The 21,059-nt window shown below is 61.0% G+C and carries 14 protein-coding genes; 5 read left to right on the forward strand and 9 right to left on the reverse strand.

The window, feature by feature from the left end:
* Positions 1-42: 42 nt before the first annotated feature.
* Entirely contained in the window at positions 43-2,040 is a 1,998-nt protein-coding gene (locus tag HU765_RS24895) for an alpha-1,4-glucan--maltose-1-phosphate maltosyltransferase (protein ID WP_186623604.1), read from the reverse strand.
* 216 nt (positions 2,041-2,256) lie between these two features.
* Between HU765_RS24895 and HU765_RS24900 the strand changes: the two genes are divergently transcribed.
* Positions 2,257-2,415 (forward strand): hypothetical protein, encoded by a 159-nt coding sequence (locus tag HU765_RS24900; protein ID WP_186623605.1) that lies wholly within the window; start codon positions 2,257-2,259, stop codon positions 2,413-2,415.
* A 151-nt stretch (positions 2,416-2,566) separates the two neighbouring features.
* Here the strand turns inward: HU765_RS24900 and HU765_RS24905 are convergent, their stop codons facing one another.
* Positions 2,567-3,079, reverse strand: coding sequence for an MgtC/SapB family protein (locus HU765_RS24905; protein ID WP_186623607.1), 513 nt, complete (start codon positions 3,077-3,079; stop codon positions 2,567-2,569).
* 124 nt (positions 3,080-3,203) lie between these two features.
* On the opposite strand from HU765_RS24905, the gene HU765_RS24910 reads away from it, so the two are divergent.
* The 3 genes from HU765_RS24910 to mapR all read left to right on the forward strand — a co-directional run bounded on the left by HU765_RS24910 (position 3,204) and on the right by mapR (position 6,619).
* Positions 3,204-3,452 (forward strand): DUF3203 family protein, encoded by a 249-nt coding sequence (locus tag HU765_RS24910; protein WP_186623609.1) that lies wholly within the window; start codon positions 3,204-3,206, stop codon positions 3,450-3,452.
* A gap of 195 nt (positions 3,453-3,647) precedes the next feature.
* Positions 3,648-5,078: a cytochrome c oxidase accessory protein CcoG gene (gene ccoG / locus HU765_RS24915; RefSeq protein WP_186623617.1), complete on the forward strand. Its 1,431-nt coding sequence runs from the start codon at positions 3,648-3,650 to the stop codon at positions 5,076-5,078.
* Positions 5,079-5,209: 131 nt separating this feature from the next.
* The gene (gene mapR / locus HU765_RS24920; protein WP_186552184.1) at positions 5,210-6,619 is read left to right on the forward strand and encodes a GntR family transcriptional regulator MpaR; all 1,410 of its coding nucleotides are present in this window, start codon (positions 5,210-5,212) and stop codon (positions 6,617-6,619) included.
* Positions 6,620-6,750: 131 nt separating this feature from the next.
* On the opposite strand, the gene HU765_RS24925 is transcribed toward mapR, so the two are convergent.
* The 7 genes from HU765_RS24925 to tpx all read right to left on the reverse strand — a co-directional run bounded on the left by HU765_RS24925 (position 6,751) and on the right by tpx (position 19,898).
* A complete protein-coding gene (locus tag HU765_RS24925; RefSeq protein ID WP_186552186.1) occupies positions 6,751-7,497 on the reverse strand; it encodes an SDR family oxidoreductase in 747 nt (248 codons plus the stop codon).
* Between the two features lie 126 nt (positions 7,498-7,623).
* Positions 7,624-9,705: an EAL domain-containing protein gene (locus HU765_RS24930; RefSeq protein WP_186623619.1), complete on the reverse strand. Its 2,082-nt coding sequence runs from the start codon at positions 9,703-9,705 to the stop codon at positions 7,624-7,626.
* 399 nt (positions 9,706-10,104) lie between these two features.
* Positions 10,105-11,574 carry an efflux transporter outer membrane subunit gene (locus tag HU765_RS24935; RefSeq protein ID WP_186623621.1) on the reverse strand — a complete coding sequence of 490 codons (1,470 nt, stop codon included), beginning with the start codon at positions 11,572-11,574 and terminating at the stop codon, positions 10,105-10,107.
* A complete protein-coding gene (locus HU765_RS24940; RefSeq protein WP_186623623.1) occupies positions 11,571-14,678 on the reverse strand; it encodes an efflux RND transporter permease subunit in 3,108 nt (1,035 codons plus the stop codon). The genes HU765_RS24935 and HU765_RS24940 overlap by 4 nt, the downstream gene beginning before the upstream one ends.
* Positions 14,679-14,820: 142 nt before the next feature.
* Positions 14,821-17,922: an MdtB/MuxB family multidrug efflux RND transporter permease subunit gene (locus HU765_RS24945; protein ID WP_186623631.1), complete on the reverse strand. Its 3,102-nt coding sequence runs from the start codon at positions 17,920-17,922 to the stop codon at positions 14,821-14,823.
* Positions 17,919-19,223 (reverse strand): MdtA/MuxA family multidrug efflux RND transporter periplasmic adaptor subunit, encoded by a 1,305-nt coding sequence (locus HU765_RS24950; protein ID WP_186623633.1) that lies wholly within the window; start codon positions 19,221-19,223, stop codon positions 17,919-17,921. The genes HU765_RS24945 and HU765_RS24950 overlap by 4 nt, the downstream gene beginning before the upstream one ends.
* A gap of 174 nt (positions 19,224-19,397) precedes the next feature.
* Positions 19,398-19,898, reverse strand: coding sequence for a thiol peroxidase (gene tpx, locus HU765_RS24955; RefSeq protein WP_186552307.1), 501 nt, complete (start codon positions 19,896-19,898; stop codon positions 19,398-19,400).
* Positions 19,899-20,179: 281 nt separating this feature from the next.
* Between tpx and HU765_RS24960 the strand changes: the two genes are divergently transcribed.
* Positions 20,180-20,974 carry a hypothetical protein gene (locus HU765_RS24960; protein ID WP_186623635.1) on the forward strand — a complete coding sequence of 265 codons (795 nt, stop codon included), beginning with the start codon at positions 20,180-20,182 and terminating at the stop codon, positions 20,972-20,974.
* Positions 20,975-21,059 lie beyond the last annotated feature (85 nt).

The raw sequence follows: 21,059 nt of genomic DNA on the forward strand, positions 1-21,059 counted from the left end.
AACGGGGATAAATCCCCTCGCCACAGGGGGCGGTTCGCTACGTCACGTGGCTGTGATTCGCCAAATCCCGAACGGCTGATACGCCGGGTCAATGCGCATGAACTGGTATTTGCCATACCAGTCCCAGCGGTGGCCGTTCATCAAGTCCTCGCCGTGGGTTACGGCATCGTCCGGCAGGCCCATTTCCCACAGCGGCAATTCGAAATTCGCTTCCTGGACGTTATGCGGATCGAGGCTGACCGCTACCAGAATGAAGTTGCTGCCGTCAGCGCTGCGTTTGCCGAAGTACAGAATGTTGTCGTTCCAGGCGTTATAGATCTTCAGGCCCAGATGGCTGTGCAGGGCCGGGTTCTGGCGGCGGATGCGGTTGAGCTGAGCGATCTCGGCAATGATGTTGCCGGGCGCCGTGAAATCGCGGACGCGGATTTCGTACTTCTCCGAATCGAGGTATTCCTCCTTGCCCGGGACCGGCGCCGATTCGCACAGCTCGAACCCCGAATACATGCCCCACAAGCCTGAGCCCATGGTCGCCAGCGCGGCGCGGATCAAGAAACCGGGGCGCCCGGAGTCGTGCAGGAATGCCGGGTTGATGTCCGGGGTATTAACGAAGAAGTTCGGCCGGTAGCACTCGCGCCACGGCGACTGGTTCAGTTCGGTGAAGTACGCGGCCAGTTCAGCCTTGGTGTTGCGCCAGGTGAAATAGGTGTAGCTCTGCGAATAACCGACCTTGCCCAGCCGCGCCATCATCGCCGGCGTGGTGAACGCTTCAGCCAGGAAAATCACTTCCGGGTACAGCGCGCGCACATCGGCAATCAGCCACTGCCAGAACGGCAGCGGTTTGGTGTGCGGATTGTCGACGCGAAAGATCTTCACGCCCTCTTTGACCCAGCCGATGACAATGTCACGCAACTCCACCCACAGGCTCGGAATCGCGTCCGGCGCATAGAAGTCGACGTTGACGATGTCCTGGTATTTCTTCGGCGGGTTCTCGGCGTATTTGATCGTGCCGTCCGGGCGCCAGTTGAACCAGCCTGGATGCTGTTTGAGCCACGGGTGGTCCTGGGAACACTGGATCGCGAAATCGAGGGCGATCTCCAGACCATGATCGGCGGCAGCGGCGACCAGTCGGCGAAAGTCTTCGCGGGTGCCGAGTTGCGAGTGAATCGCCTCGTGACCGCCCTCCTCGCTGCCGATCGCATACGGGCTGCCGGGATCGTCCGGGCCGGCGGTCAGAGAATTGTTGCGCCCCTTGCGGTGGGCGCGACCGATCGGATGGATCGGGGTGAAATACAACACGTCGAAGCCCATGTCCTGAATCATCGGCAGACGCGAATGGACATCGTTGAAAGTACCGTGGCGGCGCGGATCGTCGGTGATCGAGCGCGGAAACAGCTCATACCAACTGGCGAACTCGGCGAGTTCACGTTCGACATCCATGGGATATTGCGGGCTGACACTCAGGTACGCACGCAGGTCGGCCTCGGCCATCAACTGCGCACTGCGCGAGTGCAGAAACAGCGCGACCTGCTCGGTTTCGAGCAAGCCGGACAATTCGTGGTGCAGCGCGTGAAGTTGTTCGCTGAGTTGTCCTTCGCTGCGCTCGGCGGCCTGGAGCACCATGGTGCGGCCTTCCTGCAACTCCAGCGACACCGGCACGGCGGCGCTGTGTTTTTTCTCCAGCTCATACTGAAAACTGGCGAAATGATCGATCCACGCTTCGATGCAGTAGACATACCGTCCCTGATACTCGGGGCGGAAGCGGCCCAGCCAGTCATTATTGCCTTGATCGCTCATGACCTCGCTTTGCCAGCTCTCATCACCTTCGGCGCGCCAACGGATGCGCACGGCGAGCTTGTCGTGGCCGTCGGCAAAGACTTTGCTGGTGACGATGATCTCGCGCCCGGCAATCGATTTGGCGGCGAACTGGCCGCCCTCCAGGGTCGGCATGGTGTTTTCGATGACGATGCGCGGCAGCAGCAACGCCTGGGCCAACGGCAAATGCGGGTTGTAGTTCAGCTCTGAAGATGTTTCAGCAGTCATTGAGCATCTCTCCTTAACGCCCCAAGGACGCTCTTGTGCCGGATCAGTATTCGCCACGAAGCGCCGGCCCCGTGATCAACTCACTTAGCTTCCGAGCAACCGGCCCGGGGAAAAGTTCAGACGAAATTGCCGGGGTGCGACGCGGATCGAATTCACCGTGAGACGGTCAATCCACTTAAGCACTTCTCACGCCATGTGCCATACGGAGGTCATCAGATGAACATCCCGATCCCGGCGGAAACGCCCGATCCCAACATCGACAAACCGACGTTGCCCGAGACCGAACCACCACCCATTCCTGAGCAAGAGCCGCCCGGAACCACGCCACCGCCGAAAGAAGAACCGCCGAGTACGATGCCGCCAGTGATCGTCTAGCCCCCGCCTGAGCGTTCCCGCGCGACGTTGATCGTTCCCACGCTCCGCGTGGGAATGCAGCCCGGGACGCTCCGCGTCCCACTCAGCCGAACGCAGAGCGTCCGTTGCGGCATTCCCACGCAGAGCGCGGGAACGATCAGGCATCAGGGATCTAGAGATGGTCGTTTTTGTCGACATCCCTTTCGAACATCCTCACCACGTAAGGCATCACGCTGAAAATCGCCAGCGCCAGGATGGTGCTCAATAGCGCTGTCGCTTCCTTGCCCAGCCCCACTGCCACACCGATTGCCGCTGTCATCCATAACCCGGCGGCCGTGGTCAGGCCTTTGACATGGGATTCGTCGCCCTGCTGATTTTTCAGGATCGTGCCCGCGCCGAGAAAACCGATCCCGGCGATCACACCCTGCAATACCCTGCTCATGGCATCGGATTCTGCACCCGATGTCTGCGGCACCAGTACGAACAGTGCAGCACCCAACGCCACTAGCATGTGCGTGCGCACACCTGCTGCCTTGCCTTTATGTTCACGCTCGAAACCGAGAATGCCGCCAAGAATCGCCGCCATCAGCAGGCGCACGGTAATGCGGGTCATTTGCGCGGTGTCGCCGATGTCGGCAAATTCGGCTTCCAGGGTTTTCCACACTTCATCCCACCAGTCTTCCATCGTGCAGTCCTTGTTATTGGCTTGATAAAAGATGGACAACGTCGACCATTAATCGGTTGCGCCGAACGATCCACGCGCTTCGCTTCCTAATGTGCAGACCTCAATGGAAAAAAGGACTGCCGCGATGCCCGTTCGAATCGATAAATCCAACCCCGAGCAGAAAGTCTGTTTTTTCACCGTCGAACATGGCGAAGAAATTCGCATCTGCGACACGCTGGAAGTCATGACCGATAGCGAAAAAGCCATGTCGTTTGTAGAAATAGAAGGTCGGCGGGTCTATATCAGTGAAGCCGAAGCCGACGCCCTGACCGTCGCCGGGGCCAAGGACGGGCGCAAACACCTCAAGGCCGACGACCGTGATTCGGTGATTTGACTGACACCGATCAATACCCGACGTAGACGCCTGCGATAGGCGTTTGCGCCTCTGCCTGCGGTGTGCTTCAAGTTGTCGCAGGCCTCGTTCAAAACCTCATCTGATCCGCTTTTTATTGCCAGACCTGAGTCTGTTATGCAAACAGATCGGCGCTCATAGTGCCTCGGCCTGATGGAGGCTGATGAGCGAACGACCATGAGCGAACAAATCCCCGTCCGAACCGTAGAAGCGCCGCCAACGATAAAAAGCGTGCCCGCACGCCCCGTGAAGGCGACGGCAAGGCCCAGTGACCAGCCGATCCAGACCCGCAGTTTCACCGGGCTGTTCCGCACCCTGCGCATGAGCGGCGCGGGACTGTTGTTCGTGCTGTTTTTCGGTACGGTGTGGCTGAACTGGGGCGGTCGGCAGGCGGTGCTGTGGGACCTCTCGCAAAGCAAATTCCACATCTTCGGCGCGACCTTCTGGCCGCAGGATTTCATTCTGCTGTCGGCCCTGCTGATCATTGCCGCGTTCGGCCTGTTCGCCATCACGGTATTCGCCGGGCGGGTCTGGTGCGGGTACACCTGCCCGCAAAGTTCCTGGACGTGGATTTTCATGTGGTGCGAGAAAATCACCGAAGGCGAACGCAACCAGCGCATCAAACTGCAAGCGGCACCGTGGGGCCTGAACAAGCTGGCCCGGCGCGCCGCCAAGCACACCCTGTGGCTGGCAATCAGTGTGCTGACCGGGCTGACCTTTGTCGGCTACTTCACCCCGATCCGGCCGCTGGCCGAAGAACTGCTGACCTTGCAGATCGGTGGCGTCAGCCTGTTCTGGGTGCTGTTTTTCACCGCCGCCACCTACATCAATGCCGGCTGGCTGCGCGAAGCGGTGTGCATGCACATGTGCCCGTATGCGCGGTTCCAGAGTGTGATGTTCGACAAGGACACCCTGACCATCGCCTATGACGTCGCCCGGGGCGAAAGCCGTGGCCCACGCAAACGTGACGTCAAGCCGCGAGACGCAGGCTTGGGCGATTGCATCGATTGCCAACTGTGCGTGCAGGTCTGCCCGACCGGTATCGACATACGCGACGGTTTGCAGATGGAGTGCATCGGTTGCGCGGCGTGCATCGATGCCTGCGACTCGATCATGGACAAAATGCATTACCCGCGCGGCTTGATCCGCTACAGTTCCGAACGCGAATTGCAGGGCGGCAAGACGCATCTGCTGCGCCCGCGCCTGATTGGCTACACGGCGGTGCTACTGGTGATGATCGGCGCCTTGGCGCTGGCACTGGTCGAGCGGCCAATGGTGTCGCTGGATGTGACCAAGGATCGCGGATTGTTTCGTGAGAATGCTCAGGGGCAGATCGAGAATATCTATTCGCTCAAGGTGATCAACAAGACTCAGCAGCGGCAGGATTACCGGTTGAGTCTGCTTGATGGCGATGGGTTCGAATTGCAAGGCAAAACGGCACTGAGCCTGGCGCCTGGGGAGATTGTCGACGTGCCGGTATCGGTGGCGATGATTACCGAGCGGCCAGCCAGCAGCTCGCAGACACTGAATTTCAGGATTGAAGACACTGACGAGCCGCAGATTTACAGCGTGGCGAAGAGCCGATTTGTTGCGCCGATGAATCGCTGATTGCCCTTAGACTGCTGTGCTTCCATTCGCGAGCAGGCTCGCTCGCACCATTGACCACGTTCCCTTGTGGGAGCGAGCCTGCTCGCGAATGAAGCCGCCGCGCCCCCTATAAGCACCCACCCGGATCCACCATGAAACGCTACGAAAAATTCGCCGACGACATTGCAGAACTGATCCGCTCCGGCGTACTCGGCCCCGGCCAGCGGGTGCCCTCGGTGCGCTATGCCAGCCAGACCTACGGCGTCAGCCCGTCGACGGTGTTCCAGGCTTATTACCTGTTGGAACGGCGCGGGCTGATCCGCGCGCGGCCGCGCTCCGGATACTTCGTCAACACCCATGCGCCGAGCCCGTTTTCCGAGCCGGTGATCAGCAGCCAGGTCAACGAATCCACCGAAGTCGACGTCAGTGAGCTGGTGTTTTCGGTACTCGACTCAATCAAGGACCCGAGCACCGTGCCCTTCGGCTCGGCGTTCCCCAGTCCGGGTTTGTTCCCGTTGCAGCGCCTGTCACGCTCACTGGCCAGCGCCGCCCGGGAAATGGACCCGCGCATGGTCGTCACCGACATGTCGCCGGGCAACCCGCAGTTGCGTCGGCAAATTGCCCTGCGCTACATGGTCGGCGGGCTGATGTTGCCGATGGAAGAATTGCTGATCACCAACGGCGCCCTCGAAGCGCTGAACCTGTGCCTGCAAGCAGTGACCGAGCCGGGCGATCTGGTGGCCATCGAAGCCCCGGCGTTTTATGCCAGCCTGCAAGTGCTTGAGCGCTTGAAGCTCAAAGCGGTGGAAATCCCCGTGCACCCGCGCGACGGCATCGACCTCGGCGTCCTCGCGCAAACCCTGGCGCGGCACCCGATCAAGGCGTGCTGGTGCATGACCAGTTTCCAGAACCCGATGGGCGCAACCATGCCCGAGGCGAAGAAGCAGGAACTGGTAGAACTGCTGCGCCAGCATCAGGTGCCGCTGATCGAAGACGACGTCTACGCCGAACTCTATTACGGTCAGCAGGCGCCAAAACCGGCCAAGGCGTTCGACACGGAGGGCCTGGTGATGCATTGCGGCTCGTTCGCCAAAAGCCTCGCCCCCGGCTACCGCATCGGCTGGGTCGCCGCCGGGCGCTACGCGCAGAAAATCGAGCGGCTGAAACTGATGACCTCGCTATGCGCCTCGATGCCGGCGCAAGCAGCGATTGCCGACTACCTGCAACACGGCGGCTACGACCGGCACCTGCGCAAACTGCGCTACGCCCTTGAAGAGCAGCAAAGCGCGATGCTCGCAGCGATCGCCCGCTATTTTCCGGCACAGACCCGGGTCAGCCAACCGGCCGGCGGCTACTTTTTGTGGCTGGAATTACCGGAGCAGATGGATTCCCTGAAATTGTTTCAAATGGCGCTGGCGCAAGGCATCAGCATCGCCCCGGGGCCGATCTTCTCGCCGACCCAGCGCTTCAGAAACTGTATTCGGTTGAACTACGGCAGCCCGTGGACCGAGGCTTCGGAAAAGGCCATGGAGACGTTGGGGCGGATTGTGCGGTCGTTTTGATGGTTTGATATTGCCTGGACTGGCCCCTTCGCGAGCAGGCTCGCTCCCACAGTAGATTTGTGCATACAGAACCAATGTGGGAGCGGGCTTGCTCGCGAAAGGGCCAGTGCTAACCAAGAAAATTCAGCGCTCTAGCGCCCACCGCCCAAATCAACAAACGTCCCCGTTGCATACGAAGCCTTGTCCGACAACAACCAGACAATCGCCTCCGCCACTTCATCCGGGCGTCCGCCCCGGGCCATGGGAATCGCCGATTCGAGCTTGCTGACCCGGTCCGGATCGCCACTCAGCGCGTGGAAATCGGTGTAGATGTAGCCCGGACGCACCGCGTTGACGCGAATCCCCTCGCCCGCGACTTCCTTGGACAGGCCGATGGTGAAGGTATCGAGCGCGCCTTTGGAGGCGGCGTAGTCGACGTATTCGTTTGGCGAGCCCAGGCGTGCTGCCACCGATGAAACGTTGACGATGCTGCCACCCTGCCCGCCATGTTTGGGCGACATGCGCAGGATCGCGTGCTTGGCGCAGAGGATCGGTGCGAGGACGTTGGTTTTCATGATTTTGAGAATGCGGAACTCGGACATTTCGTCGACCCGCGATTTGTGCGCGACGGTGCCCGCGTTGTTCACCAGTGCGGTGACGCGGCCCAGTTCGCTGTCGACGCGGTGAAACATCGCAACCACTTCGTCTTCAATGCTGACGTCGGCGCGCACTGCGATGGCTTGGGCGCCCAAGGCACGAACCTGTTCCAGCACCGCGTGCGCCGCCTGTTCATCGGACTGGTAATTGATGCAGATCCGATAGCCTTGTTCGGCAGCCAACAGCGCCGTAGCCGCGCCAATCCCGCGCCCGCCACCGGTGATGACAATGACTTTATCCATGCTGGCTTTCCCCCACGTGCACACGTAACAGTCGGGGCAAGAATAACTGCCATTGGCAGGTTTTGCATGGAGTCTGTGGCGCCTGTCAGGACGTCTTCGCGAGCAGGCTCGCTCCCACGGGGTCTGTCAGACCACCGCCATGCGCTCCCCGCGCACGATGTCCTGCAAGAAGCGCTCAGCCGGCAGCGGATGCCCAAGCAGGTAGCCCTGTAACGAATCACAGCCCAGTCTGGTCAGGAAGTCCTGCTGCACACCGGTTTCGACGCCTTCGGCAACGATGCGCAACCCCAGCGCCTGGCCGAGCGCGACAATCGCCGAAACGATCGCCGCATCATCACTGTCGTGCTCCAGGTCGCGAACGAAACCGCGGTCGATCTTCAGCTCATTGGCCGGCAGGCGCTTGAGGTACATCAGGCTGGAATAACCGGTGCCGAAGTCGTCAATCGACAGGTCGACGCCCATGTCCGACAGTTCCTGCAACACCGTCATGCTCGCATCGGCATCGCTCATGGCGGTGGTTTCGGTGATCTCCAGGGTCAGGCTGTTCGCCGGCAGGTGGTGCGTGCGCAGCGCCTTGGCAACGCTGCGCACCAGTCCGGCATTACAAAACTGCAACGCCGAGAGGTTTACCGCAATGCGCCAATCGGTGTAGCCGAGCACGTACCACTCGCGCATCTGCCGACACGCTTCGTTGAGCACCCACTCGCCCATCGGGATGATCAAACCGGTTTTCTCTGCCAGATCGATAAACGTGTCGGGCATCAGCAAGCCGTGGACGGGATGCTCCCAGCGCAGCAACGCTTCGGCGCCGACCGCGCGACCATTGGCGGCGTCAAACTTGGGCTGGTAATGCAGGCTGAACTGATTGTGTTCCAGCGCCGCGCGCAGGTCCTGCACCAACTGCAATTGCTTGCGGGCATTGTTATTCATCGAGGCGTCGAAAAAGCTGTAGCCGTTCTTGCCGCCGCCCTTGGCGTGGTACATCGCGGCATCGGCGTTCATCAGCAGCTCTTGCGCGCTGTGGCCGTTGCCCGGATACAGGGCGATGCCGACACTGGCGGAAATCTGCAGGTCGTGTTCAGCAACACGGAACGCCTGGGCGATCAAACCGACCTGCCGCGCCGCCAGACTCACGGCATCGTCGGGCTCGGTGAGGCGCACCAGCAGGACGAACTCATCGCCGCCGATCCGCGCCAGCGTGTCCTGGCTACGCAGATCCTCGCGCAGGCGCACACCGACCTCGCGCAGCAGTTGGTCGCCCATGTGATGGCCGAAAGCATCGTTGACCGGTTTGAAACCGTCCAGATCGATGAACATCAAGGCGAAACAACCGCCCTGCTCGTGAACCTTGTTGATCGCCTGACTGATGCGGTCATCGAGCAGCATGCGGTTGGGCAGGCCGGTGAGGGTGTCGTGCAGGGCCAGTTGCGTGAGTTCGCGGTTGGCCACCGTCAGCGAGTGCGCCAAATCAGCGGTGCGTGCTTCGAGGCGAGCGTCGAGGATCGACGTCAACAAAGCGATCGACAACACCGCCAGCGTGGTGACCAACACCAGACTGTCGAGCCCGTTGCCTTTCAGGCCATTGACCGTCGCGCCGCAGAAACTGCCATCGGGAAACTGTGCGGCCGCCATGCCGGTGTAGTGCATTCCGACGATGGCAATGCCCATGATCACTGCCGCGCCGGCGCGGATCAGGCGTACATACGGCGAATGCTGGCGCAGGCGAAAGGCGATCCACAACGCGGCCGCCGAAGCACCGACGGCAATCAGCAATGAGGCGCTGAATAACGTCGGGTCATAGTCGATACCGGGGGTCATGCGCAGCGCCGCCATACCGGTGTAATGCATGGCGCTGATGCCCGCGCCCATGATCAGCGCACCGAAGGCCAGTTGCAGCAGCGGCAGTTTTGGCTGGCTGACCAGCCACAAGGCGAATCCGCACGACAGCACGGCGATCAGCAGCGACAGCGCCGTGAGGGCGATGTCGTAACCCAGATCGATCGGCAACTTGAAGGCGAGCATGCCGATAAAGTGCATCGACCAGACGCCAACCCCCATGGCCAACGCCCCGCCCGCCGTCCAGAAATGCACGGCGCGGCCCTTGGCGGTAGCGATGCGCCCGGTCAGGTCGAGCGCCGTGTAGGAGGCGAGAATCGCCACGCACAGCGAAATGAAAACCAGGGTGAGGGAGTAGCTGCCGATGAGCATGGGGATTCTCGTGCCGACCAAGACCGTATTGCATCCATTCTCGGTCAGGAAAATCCGGCGATTGTACTGATTGCGCGGAAGAACGCACTGACAAAGTAATCAAATTGCCATCAAGCCGATGAAACGCTTCTTCGATCGTCCTACAAGGCTCTGGGGTGGGCTTTAAGCCCACTCTGTGGGAGCGAGCCTGCTCGCGAAGGCGGCGGGTCAGCTGATAATGTGCTGAATGACTAACCGCTATCGCGAGCAGGCTCACTCCTACAGTGGCCTGCGTTACCCGAAACCCCGCGCCAGGCACAAATCCCATGTAGGAGTGAGCCTGCTCGCGATGACGCCAGTACAGCCACCATCGTAGTTGCCTGACCCACTGCTTTCGTGAGCAGGCTCACTCCCACAAGGTCAGCGGCTGTCGCTGACGTCCAGTTGGCCGTCCCAGCCACCGCCCAGCGCGGCGATCAGTTGCACGCTGGCAATCAGGCGGTTTTGCAGAATGTTCAAGACACTGCGCTCGTTGCTCAACGCCGTCGCCTGCACCACCACTACGTCGATGTAGGCAATCAGTCCGGCCTTGTACTGGTTCTCCGTCAGGCGCAGGGAATCGCGCGCGGCATCCAGCGCTTCCTGGCGCACGGCCGCTTCGTCGGCATACACCTTGAGCTGCACCAGATAGTTTTCCACTTCGCGGAAACCGTCGAGCACGGTCTGGCGGTATTTGGCGACGGTCTGGTCATAGGCCGCTTCGGTGCGATCAACCTCGGCCGAACGGATGCCGCCGTCGAACAACGGCAACGACAGCTGCGGGCCAACCGACCAGAAACGGTTCGGCAGGCTGATCAGGTTGTTCGACGTACTGCTGCTGTAGCCGCCGCTCAGACTCAGGGTCAGATCCGGGTAATAGGCGGCTTTCGCCACGCCGATGTTGGCGTTGGCGGCGATCACCGAGCGCTCGGCGGAGGCGATGTCCGGACGCCGCTCAAGCAACTGCGAAGGCAGGCTCAGCGGCACTTGCGGCAAGTTCGGGATGGTCTGACTTTCGGCAATGCTGAAATTCGCTGGCGCTTCGCCGGTCAGCACGGCGATAGCGTTTTCAAACTGCGCGCGCTGCCAGATCAGGTCGACCAGATCGGCCTGAGTACTTTTTAACTGGGTCTGCGCCTGCGCCACCGCGTCACGCCCGGAAACCCCGGCGCGGTATTGGTTCTCGGTCATTCTCAGCGAGCGTTCGTAAGCGGCAACGGTGGCCTCGAGCAAGCGCTTCTGCTGATCGATCACACGCAGTTGCAGGTAGTTCTGCACCAGTTCCGACTGTTGGCTCAGGCGCATTGCCGCCAGGTCGGCAAAGCTCGCCTGGGCACTGGCTTCGTCCGCCTCCAGGCCGCGGCGCAGCTTGCCCCACACATCGGCCTCCCAACTCACGCCCAGTTGCGCGTTGTAGGTGTCACGAATCCCGCTGGAAGAACTGCTCAGGCTCGAACTGCTGCTGCCGGTGCCCTGACTGGAGCGGGTCTTGCCCAGGCTCAGGTCGACACTGGGATAAAACGCCCCGCGTGCGCTGCGCACCAACGCCTGAGCTTGACGATACTGGGCTTCGGATTGCGCCACCGTCTGGTTGGAACTGTTGAGTTTCTCGATCAAAGCATTGAGCTGCTGATCGCCGTACAACTCCCACCAGGCCCCGCGGGCCAGCGAATCGCTCGGGTTGGCCTGGCGCCAGCCTTCGGCTTCCTTGTACTGAGCGATTTCAGCGGTCTGCGGACGCTGGTAATCGGGGCCGACAGCACAGGCACTGAGCATCGCCACGCACAGCGACAGGCTCAACAGCCGCGAGCCGCGAACAGTGGCCAGATTGAAAAGCGAACGGTCAGTCATAGCGGAGTTTCCAGAGCGGCGTCAGTGCGCACGCCACGCCAATGGTTGAAGCGATGGCGCAGCTTGTCGAGATAGAGGTAAACCACAGGTGTGGTGTAAAGGGTCAGGACCTGGCTGAAGACCAGACCGCCAATGATGGTCAGCCCCAGCGGCTGGCGCATTTCCGCGCCCTCGGCCCGGCCGAGCAGCAGCGGCAAGGCGCCGAGGATCGCCGCCAGCGTGGTCATCAGGATCGGCCGCAAACGTTGCAGGCACGCGCTGCGGATCGACTCCAGCGGCGACAGGCCCTGATGGCGCTCCAGCTGCAGCGCGAGGTCGATCATCAAAATGGCGTTTTTCTTCACCACGCCGATCAGCAGGAACAGCCCGAGCAGGGAAATCAGGCTGAACTCGCCACCCAACGCATAGATCGACAGCAACGCGCCGACTCCGGCCGACGGCAGCGTCGACAGAATGGTCAGTGGGTGGATGTAGCTTTCGTACAGCACGCCGAGCACAAGGTACACCGCCAGCAGCGCGCCGAGGATCATGAACGGCTGGCTCTTCTGCGTCGCGGCGAAGGCATCAGCCGTACCGGCCATTTTCGCAATGACACCTTCCGGCAGCCCGACCTTGGCAATCGCCCGTTCGATGGCGGCACTGCCCTGCTCCACCGTCACGCCTTCTGCCATGTCAAAGGCAATCGACTCGGACGCGAACTGGCCTTCGTGGCTGACCCGATCGTCTTCCAGGCTGTTTTCGTAATGAGCGAACGTCGACAACGGCACCCGCGCACCGTCAGCGGTAATGACCTGCACCTGCTTGAGTGTCACCGGGTCCTGAGCGTATTTCGGATTGACCTCCATCACCACCTGATACTGGTTGAGGCTGTCGTAGATCGTCGAAATCTGCCGCTGACTGTAGGCGTTGTTCAGCACCGCCGTGACCATGTCCATGTCCACGCCCAAGCGTTTGGCCTGGTCGCGGTCGACAATCAGCGTCACCTGCTGTGCCCCCGCGCCTTCGCGGGCATCGATGGCAGTCAGTTCGGGCAAGGCGCGCAATGCCGTGACCACTTTCGGATACCACTTGCGCAACTCACCGAGATCGCCGCTTTGCAGGATATAGCTGTACTGCGACGAGGTCTGCTCGCGCCCGCCGCCAAACTGCAGGTCCTGGTCGGCCATCAGCATCAACTGCGCGCCGGGTACCTTGGGCATTTCCTTGCGCAGGCGTTCAATGACTTTCTGTGCCGACAACTGGCGTTCCTTGATCGGTTTCAGGCGCACGATCATGAAGGCGTTGTTAGTGCCGTTGCCGCCCCCGATGAAGCCGGCGACGCTCTCCACCGCCTCATCCTTGAGCACGGCGCGGCGGAAAATTTCCATTTTCGGCTGCATGACGCTGAACGACAGACCGTCGTCGCCGCGCACAAAACCGATCAACTGCCCGGTGTCCTGCTGGGGCATGAAAGTTTTCGGCACCACTACATATAGCGCGACGTTGACGCCGACCGTGATCAATAGACTGAGCAGCGTCAGGCGGCGGTGGCGCAAGACCCAGTCGAGGCTCACGGCGTATTTGCCGACCATCCAGTCGTTGGTGCGCCGGCTCCAGCGTTGCAGGCGGTTTTCCTGCCCCGGCGTGTGTGGCTTGAGCCAACGGGCGCAGAGCATCGGCGTCAACGTCAGGGACACCACCAGCGACACGACAATCGCCGCGGCCAAGGTGATGGAGAACTCGCGGAACAGACTTTCGACAATGCCACCCATGAACAGGATCGACAGAAATACTGCCACCAGCGATACGTTCATCGACAGTAAGGTAAAACCGACCTCCTTGGCGCCGAGATACGCGGCCTGCATCGGTTTGACGCCCTCGTCGATGTGCCGGGAAATGTTCTCCAGCACGACAATGGCGTCGTCCACCACCAGGCCGGTGGCAAGAATCAGCGCCATCAGCGACAGGTTGTTCAGCGAAAAACCGTAGAGGTACATCACCGCAAAGGTGCCGACCAGCGACACCGGCACCGCCAGCGTCGGAATCAGCGAGGCGCGGAAATTGCCGAGGAACAGAAACACCACCAGCACCACCAGGACGACGGCGATCAGCAGGGTCATTTCTGCTTCGTGCAATGTGGCCTTGATTACTGGCGAGCGGTCCATCGCCAGGTTCAGCTTGACGCTGGCCGGCAGCACCGCTTGCAGGGCCGGCAACTGCGCCTTGATCTCGTTGACCGTCTCGATGATGTTGGCGCCCGCCTGCCGGTTGATCACCAGCAGCACCGCTGCGTCATCGTTGAAGAAACCGCTGTTGTAGCGGTCTTCGACGCCGTCGCTGACCTTCGCCACGTCTTTGAGGCGCAGCGCGGCGCCGTCGGCGTAATGGATGATCAGCGATTCGTAATCCTTGGCTTTTTCCAGTTGGTCGTTGGCCTGGATCTGCCACAGCCGCTGCGCGTCTTCCACCGAACCCTTGGGCCGGCGCACGTTGGCGTCTGCAATGGTCTTGCGCACATCATCGAGGGCGACACCGTACTGGTTGAGTGCCTGCGGTTCGAGTTCGATGCGCACCGCCGGCAGCGAACTGCCGCCGATCTGCACTTCACCGACGCCCTGCACCTGCGACAGGCTCTGCGACAAGATCGTCGAGGCCAGATCATACAACTGGCCTTTTTCCAGCACGTCCGAGGTCAGCGACAGCACCATGATCGGCGCCTGCGACGGGTTGACCTTTTTATAGGTGGGCATGCTGCGCATCCCGCTCGGCAGCAAATTGCGCGAAGCATTGATCGCCGCCTGCACCTCCCGCGCCGCACCGTTGATGTCGCGGTCGAGGTCGAACTGCAAAATCACCCGCGTCGAACCCTGACTGGAGCGACTGCTCATGGTGTTGACGCCGGCAATCGCGCCGAACGAGCGCTCCAGCGGCGTCGCCACCGTCGAGGCCATGACCTCAGGGCTGGCACCGGGCAGGCTGGCCTGCACAACGATGACCGGGAAGTCCATCTGTGGCAACGGTGAGACCGGCAGTAGCCCGAAGCTGACACCGCCCAGCAGCATGATTGCCAGGGACAGCAGCATGGTTGCCACGGGGCGTTTGATGAATGGGCCGGAGAGGTTCATTGACCACGATCCCCAGCGTCACGCCGAACCCCTGTAGGAGTGAGCCTGCTCGCGATAGCGGTGTGTCTGTTTACATTAATGGTGCTGGTGCCGGCCTCATCGCGAGCAGGCTCGCTCCTACAGGGGTTGTGCGTTCCGACAGTCATACCGACACCTCTTCGCCGTCAGCCTTGCTCTTGCCAAAACGACGGCCAAGGCGGTCGAAGTACAGGTAAATCACCGGTGTAGTGAACAGAGTCAGCACCTGGCTCATGAGCAACCCGCCGACCATCACCAGGCCCAGCGGCTGGCGCAGTTCGGCGCCCGAACCGGTGGCGAGCATCAGCGGCACCGCGCCGAACAACGCCGCCAGGGTGGTCATGAGGATCGGCCGGAAGCGCAACAGCGCCGCCTGATAGATCGCCTCCTGCGGCGCCATGCCCTGGTTGCGCTCGGCGTCGAGGGCGAAGTCGATCATCATGATCGCGTTCTTCTTGACGATACCGATCAACAGAATAATGCCGATGATCGCAATCATCCCCAGATCGTTACCGCTGAGCAGCAAGGCGAGCAAGGCGCCTACCGCCGCCGACGGCAACGTCGAGAGGATGGTGATCGGGTGGATATAACTCTCGTAGAGCACGCCAAGCACGATGTACATGGTCACCACCGCCGCCAAGACCAACAGCAAGGTGCTCGACAGCGAAGCCTGGAACGCTTCCGCCGCCCCCTGGAAGCGGGTTTGCACGCCGACCGGCATGCCGATCTCTTGCTGCACCTGTTCGATGACGTCCACCGCGTGCCCCAGCGCCACGCCGGGCGCGAGGTTGAACGACATCATCACCGCCGGGAACTGGCCGATATGGCTGATCGCCAATTGCGCCTGACGCTCCTCGATATGCGCCAGGCTGGACAGCCGCACCTGGGCGTCGTCAGTGGTTTTCACATGGATCTGATCCAGCGCCTGCGGGCCGATCCTCTCGCCGGCCTGCGCTTGCAGCACCACGCGATACTGGCTGGCTTGGGTGTAAATGGTCGAGATCTGCCGCTGACCGAAGGCGTCGTACAGCGCATCGGTAATGTTCGACACCGAAACGCCGAGGCGTGACGCGGCGTCGCGGTCGATCACCAGATAGACCTGCAAGCCCTTGTCCTGCAAGTCGCTGGCAACGTCGGTCAGCTCCGGACGCTGTGCCAGCGCTTCGACCAGCCGCCCGCTCCACTGGCTGAGCAGTTCGGAATCCGGCGAGGACAGGCTGAACTGGTACTGAGTACGGCTGACACGGTCCTCGATGGTCAAGTCTTGCACCGGCTGCATGAACAGGCGGATGCCGACCAGTTTGTCCAGTTGCGGTTGCAGGCGGGCGATCACTTCAGTCGCGGTCAGATCGCGCTCGCCGTGGGGCTTGAGGTTGATCAGCAGGCGCCCGCTGTTGAGCGTGGCGTTGTCGCCATCGACACCGATGTACGACGACAGGCTTTGCACGTCAGGGTCTTCGAGAATGATCTTCGCCAGCGCCTGCTGACGCTCGCCCATCGCCGCAAAGGAAATCGACTGCGGCGCTTCGGAAATGCCCTGGATCACCCCGGTGTCCTGCACCGGAAAGAAGCCCTTGGGCACGACCATATAAAGGAACACGGTCAGCGCCAGCGTGCCGATCGCCACCAGCAAGGTCAGCGGCTGGTGCTTGAGTACCCAGCGCAACATCCGCCCGTATTCAGCGATCATCCAATCGATGAAGGCGCCGCTGGTGCGGTAGAAACGGCCCTGCTCATGGGCCTCTGGCTCACGCTTGAGCAGTCGCGCGCACATCATGGGTGTCAGCGTCAGCGAGACGACCAGGGAAATCAGGATCGCCACCGCCAGGGTAATGGCGAACTCGCGGAACAAGCGGCCGACCACATCGCCCATGAACAGCAGGGGAATCAGCACTGCGATCAGCGACAGCGTCAGGGAGATCAGGGTGAAGCCGATCTGCTTCGCGCCCTTGAGCGCGGCCTGCATCGGGCTGTCGCCCTCTTCGATATAGCGCGAGATGTTCTCCAGCATCACGATGGCATCGTCGACGACGAAACCGGTAGCGATGGTCAAAGCCATCAGCGTCAGGTTATTGACCGAGAAACCCGCCAGATACATTACGCCGAAGGTGCCGATCAGCGACAGCGGCACGGCCACCGACGGAATGATCGTCGCACTGGCGCGGCGCAGGAACAGGAACGTCACCATCACCACCAGCGCGATGGCGATCAGCAGTTCGTGCTGCACGTCCGTGACCGAGGCGCGGATGGTCTGGGTGCGGTCAGTCAGCACCGTCACATCGAGGCCGGCCGGCAGGTTGTCGGTGATGCTCGGCAGCAGCGCCTTGATGCGGTCAACCACCTCGATCACGTTGGCGCCGGGCTGGCGCTGGATGTTCAGCAGGACCGCCTGATTCTGGTTGGCCCACGCGGCCAGGCGCTCGTTTTCGGCGCCATCGACAATTTCGGCGACGTCCTTGAGCCGCAACGGCGCGCCGTTTTTGTAGGCGAGGATCAGGTTGGCGTAATCCTCGGGCGAGGTCAGTTGGTCGTTGGCATCAAGCATCGACACCCGCGTCGGGCCGTCAAAATTACCTTTCGGCTGGTTGACGTTTGAGGCAGCGATCAGCGCGCGCACATCGGAGAGGTTCAGGCTGGCGGCGGCCAGAGCCTCTGGGTTGACTTTGATTCGCACGGCCTGGCGCTGGCCGCCGGCAATGCTGACCATGCCGACCCCGCTGATCTGGGCGATTTTCTGCGCCATGCGCGTATCGACCAGGTCGTTGAGCTTGGGCAGCAGCATGGTTTTCGAGGTGATGGCCAGGGTCAGTACCGGCGTGTCCGCCGGGTTGACTTTGTTGTACACCGGCGGCGCCGGCAAGTCCGTCGGCAGCAGGTTGGTCGCGGCGTTGATTGCGGCCTGCACCTGTTGCTCGGCGACGTCCATGTTGATGTCGAGGCTGAAACGCAGGGTCAGCACCGAGGCGCCACCGGAACTGGTCGAGGCCATCTGCGTGAGGCCCGGCATCTGGCCGAACTGGCGCTCAAGTGGCGCGGTGACCGCACTGGTCATCACGTCCGGACTGGCGCCGGGATACAGGGTCATGACGCGGATGGTCGGGTAATCGACCTGCGGCAGCGCCGACACCGGCAGCAGCCGATAGGCAATCAGACCGGCGAGGACGATCGCCAGCATGCTCAGGGTGGTGGCTACTGGACGGAGGATGAACAGCCGCGAAATGTTCATGCGCCCTTCTTGGCCTTGTCAGTCACGGGGGCGTCCGGGTTGCTGGCAGCGGACTTGCCTTGCAGGTGTTCGGTCGGCGTGGTCGGCACTTGATTGCTGTCGTTGACCACTTCCACCTCGCTGCCTTCCTTCAAGCGGTCGGTGCCTTCAAGCACCACCCGGTCGCCTGCGGCCAGACCTTCGGTGACGACGGTGTTTTCGCCATCGCTGGCGCCGATCTTCAGTTGGCGGATGGTGACTTTCTTGTCGCCGTCCAGCGCGTAGACGAAGGTGCCGTTAGTGCCGAACTGAATCGCCGCCGACGGGGCCAGCACCACGCCTTTGAGCGTGTCGGCCAGCAAGTGCACGTTGACGAACTGGTTGGGAAACAGCGCTTGATCGCGGTTGTCGTACCGGGCCTTGAATTTCAGGGTGCCGGTGGCGACATCGATCTGGTTGTCGAGGCTTTGCAGCACGCCGGTGGCTTGCAGTTTGGTATCGCCGCGATCCCACGCCTCCGCCGGCAGTTTCGCGCCGCTGCGGTAACGGGCCAGCACGGTTTCCAGGCTATTTTCCGGCAAGGTGAAGGCGACGCTGATCGGCTGGGTCTGAGTGATGACGGCGATGAACGTGGTGTCGTTCGCTGTGACGAGGTTGCCAACATCGACTTGACGCAGGCCGACACGACCGGCGATCGGCGCACGGATCTTGGTGAATTCAAGATTGAGCCTGGCGTCGTTGACCGCCGCCTGGTTGGTCTTGACCGTGCCCAGGTACTGACCGACCAGCGCTTCAGCGGTGTCCAGGGTCTGTTTGGCGATGCTGTCTTCTTTATAAAGACCGCGATAGCGCTCGACGTCGACCTGGGCGTTTTTCAGCTGCGCCTGATTTTGCAGCAGGGTACCTTCGGCCTGGAGCAAGGCATTCTGGTAGGGACGCGGATCGATTTCCGCCAGCAAGTCGCCGGCCTTGACCATCTGCCCTTCTTCAAAATGGATTTTCACCAGTTCGCCGCCGACCCGGCTGCGCACGTTGATCGTGTTGAGCGCGGTGACGGTGCCCAGCGCCTTGTAGTACAGCGGGAAATCGCCCGTGACCGCCGGCGCCACACGCACCGGCACCGGCCCGCTGCCGCCGCCGAAGCCCGGCCGCATCATCCCCGAACGCCCGGTATGCCCGGCGGCTTTGTCGCCGCCGGCCTTGTCAGCGGAACCGGCGGGCCAGAATTTCCAGCACAGGACGGCGATGACCAACAAGACCAGCAGGCTGATCAGCCAGCGACGGGAGTGACGGGGGGACGATTGCATGGAGTGATTAACCATTGGGCGCGTGGGCTTCTTTTACGGGAGGCTGAACGATAAGCACTGGCAGGGATTTAGCAAAGCAGCTTTACCGGCAATTTACCTTCCACTGACGTTTCAAGGTGTGAGGCAAAACACTGATACACAAATGAAAACGGCCTGGACAGGGCCAGGCCGTTAACAATTGTAAAAGCCTTACTTGAGAACGGACAGTGCCGCTTCGTAGTTCGGCTCTTCAGCGATTTCCTTGACCAGTTCGCTGTGCAGGACGTTGTCGTTTTCGTCCAGTACTACCACGGCGCGAGCGGTCAGGCCTTTCAGCGGACCGTCGGCAATGGCCACGCCGTAGTTCTCGATGAACTCGGCGCCGCGCAGGGTCGACAGGTTCTGCACGTTTTCCAGACCTTCAGCGCCGCAGAAACGTGCCTGGGCGAACGGCAGGTCAGCGGAAATGCACAGCACCACGGTGTTGGCGAGCTCGTTGGCTTGTGCGTTGAACTTGCGCACGGAGGTCGCGCAGGTCGGTGTGTCAACACTAGGGAAAATGTTCAAGACTTTGCGCTTGCCGGCGAAGTCTTGCAGGGAAACGTCGGACAGATTGCCGGCGACCAGGGAAAAGGCTGGCGCCTTGGAACCGGCTTGTGGCAATTGGCCGTTGACTTGAACCGGATTGCCTTTAAGGGTGACTTGAGCCATGACTTGAGTCCTTCTGATGGTGTGATTGGAAAACATGCAAGAGGCGGAAGTTAACCACGAAATCGGTCGACGACCTATGCCCTGTGTGAAATTGTTGGTTGCTGGCGACCGCGATTGTATACAACCCACCGCACTCCCTTGTAGGCCTTGGCCTACAGAAGAGCGGAGCGCGTCCGCGAACTGGCAAAGAAAAACACCTGAGACCGGCCCGGCAACGGGTTGCTTTGCCATACCCCCTCCCTGTCATAAACTCGCGACGCGGCCATTTACCGGACGCGTCGGTGCTCAAGGATCAGGGGTTATGCTGCATGCTTAGAAAGTCTGTTGTGATGTTCATGCTGAAAAAAGGCGATGTGTACGACCCCATCGGTTCCGGGACGTTCTTCTTTCATGACGGCAAGTTGCTCATTATCAGTGCCGCCCATGTTTTCGAAGACCTCGAGGGCGAAGAAGCAGCCTATCTGTACGCCGCCAACAAGGTGTTCAAACTTCCCTATATCAAAGCCTTGGTCTCCAACACCAGTGCGACACAGGGTAGCCGGAGCAAAGACCCGTTCGACATCGGCGCAATGGTGGTGCCGGATGAAGTTCTGGATGAATGCAACGGCGAGATCAATTTCATCCAGCGCGACTTGATTGAAACCCCGGCAAACAGTGAACGGATCAAGTTTTACCAACTCATTGGTTACCCCGGTCCGAAAAATACGCAACTGGCAAAAAAAGCCGCTCGGCTCAATCGCATGTTCATCCCCGAATGCTTCGTCTACGGCACCAATGATACAAGCGCCAAGGTCTTCCCCCACCACCGTTTCCTGCCCGAATACCATGTCGCACTGGAGTTTTCCAAAACCGGCAACTTCAACGATGACAATCTGCCCCTTCAGGCGCCTGACCCCGATGGCATGAGCGGTGGCCTGATCCAGGGCTGCTTCGACTATATCCCGCACAGCAATGGTTTTTATCCTACCTGCGCGGTCGCGATTCTTATTGAGCTGGAGCGCAAGGCCGGGTCGTTCATAGGCGTACGAATGAACGCTGTCTATGAGTGGCTCGATTTGCACGCGGCGAAACTTTAGCCCTCGTTCCCCCGTGAAGGCGACTCGCGGCACAAAACCAAACAATTAATCCCTGCGAACGGCTAGGCAATCCGTATTTTCGCTG

The organism is Pseudomonas sp. SWRI81 (genome assembly GCF_014268545.1).
Classification (GTDB): domain Bacteria; phylum Pseudomonadota; class Gammaproteobacteria; order Pseudomonadales; family Pseudomonadaceae; genus Aquipseudomonas; species Aquipseudomonas hamedanensis.

Coding starts and splice junctions, on each gene's coding strand:
- HU765_RS24925 (WP_186552186.1), bottom strand. CDS start 7,497: ATGGATAAAGTCATTGTCATCACCGGTGGCGGGCGCGGGATTGGCGCG.
- HU765_RS24945 (WP_186623631.1), bottom strand. CDS start 17,922: ATGAACATTTCGCGGCTGTTCATCCTCCGTCCAGTAGCCACCACCCTG.
- tpx (WP_186552307.1), bottom strand. CDS start 19,898: ATGGCTCAAGTCACCCTTAAAGGCAATCCGGTTCAAGTCAACGGCCAA.
- ccoG (WP_186623617.1), top strand. CDS start 3,648: ATGAGCGAACAAATCCCCGTCCGAACCGTAGAAGCGCCGCCAACGATA.
- HU765_RS24910 (WP_186623609.1), top strand. CDS start 3,204: ATGCCCGTTCGAATCGATAAATCCAACCCCGAGCAGAAAGTCTGTTTT.
- HU765_RS24935 (WP_186623621.1), bottom strand. CDS start 11,574: ATGACTGACCGTTCGCTTTTCAATCTGGCCACTGTTCGCGGCTCGCGG.
- HU765_RS24930 (WP_186623619.1), bottom strand. CDS start 9,705: ATGCTCATCGGCAGCTACTCCCTCACCCTGGTTTTCATTTCGCTGTGC.
- mapR (WP_186552184.1), top strand. CDS start 5,210: ATGAAACGCTACGAAAAATTCGCCGACGACATTGCAGAACTGATCCGC.
- HU765_RS24940 (WP_186623623.1), bottom strand. CDS start 14,678: ATGAACCTCTCCGGCCCATTCATCAAACGCCCCGTGGCAACCATGCTG.
- HU765_RS24895 (WP_186623604.1), bottom strand. CDS start 2,040: ATGACTGCTGAAACATCTTCAGAGCTGAACTACAACCCGCATTTGCCG.
- HU765_RS24905 (WP_186623607.1), bottom strand. CDS start 3,079: ATGGAAGACTGGTGGGATGAAGTGTGGAAAACCCTGGAAGCCGAATTT.
- HU765_RS24900 (WP_186623605.1), top strand. CDS start 2,257: ATGAACATCCCGATCCCGGCGGAAACGCCCGATCCCAACATCGACAAA.
- HU765_RS24950 (WP_186623633.1), bottom strand. CDS start 19,223: ATGGTTAATCACTCCATGCAATCGTCCCCCCGTCACTCCCGTCGCTGG.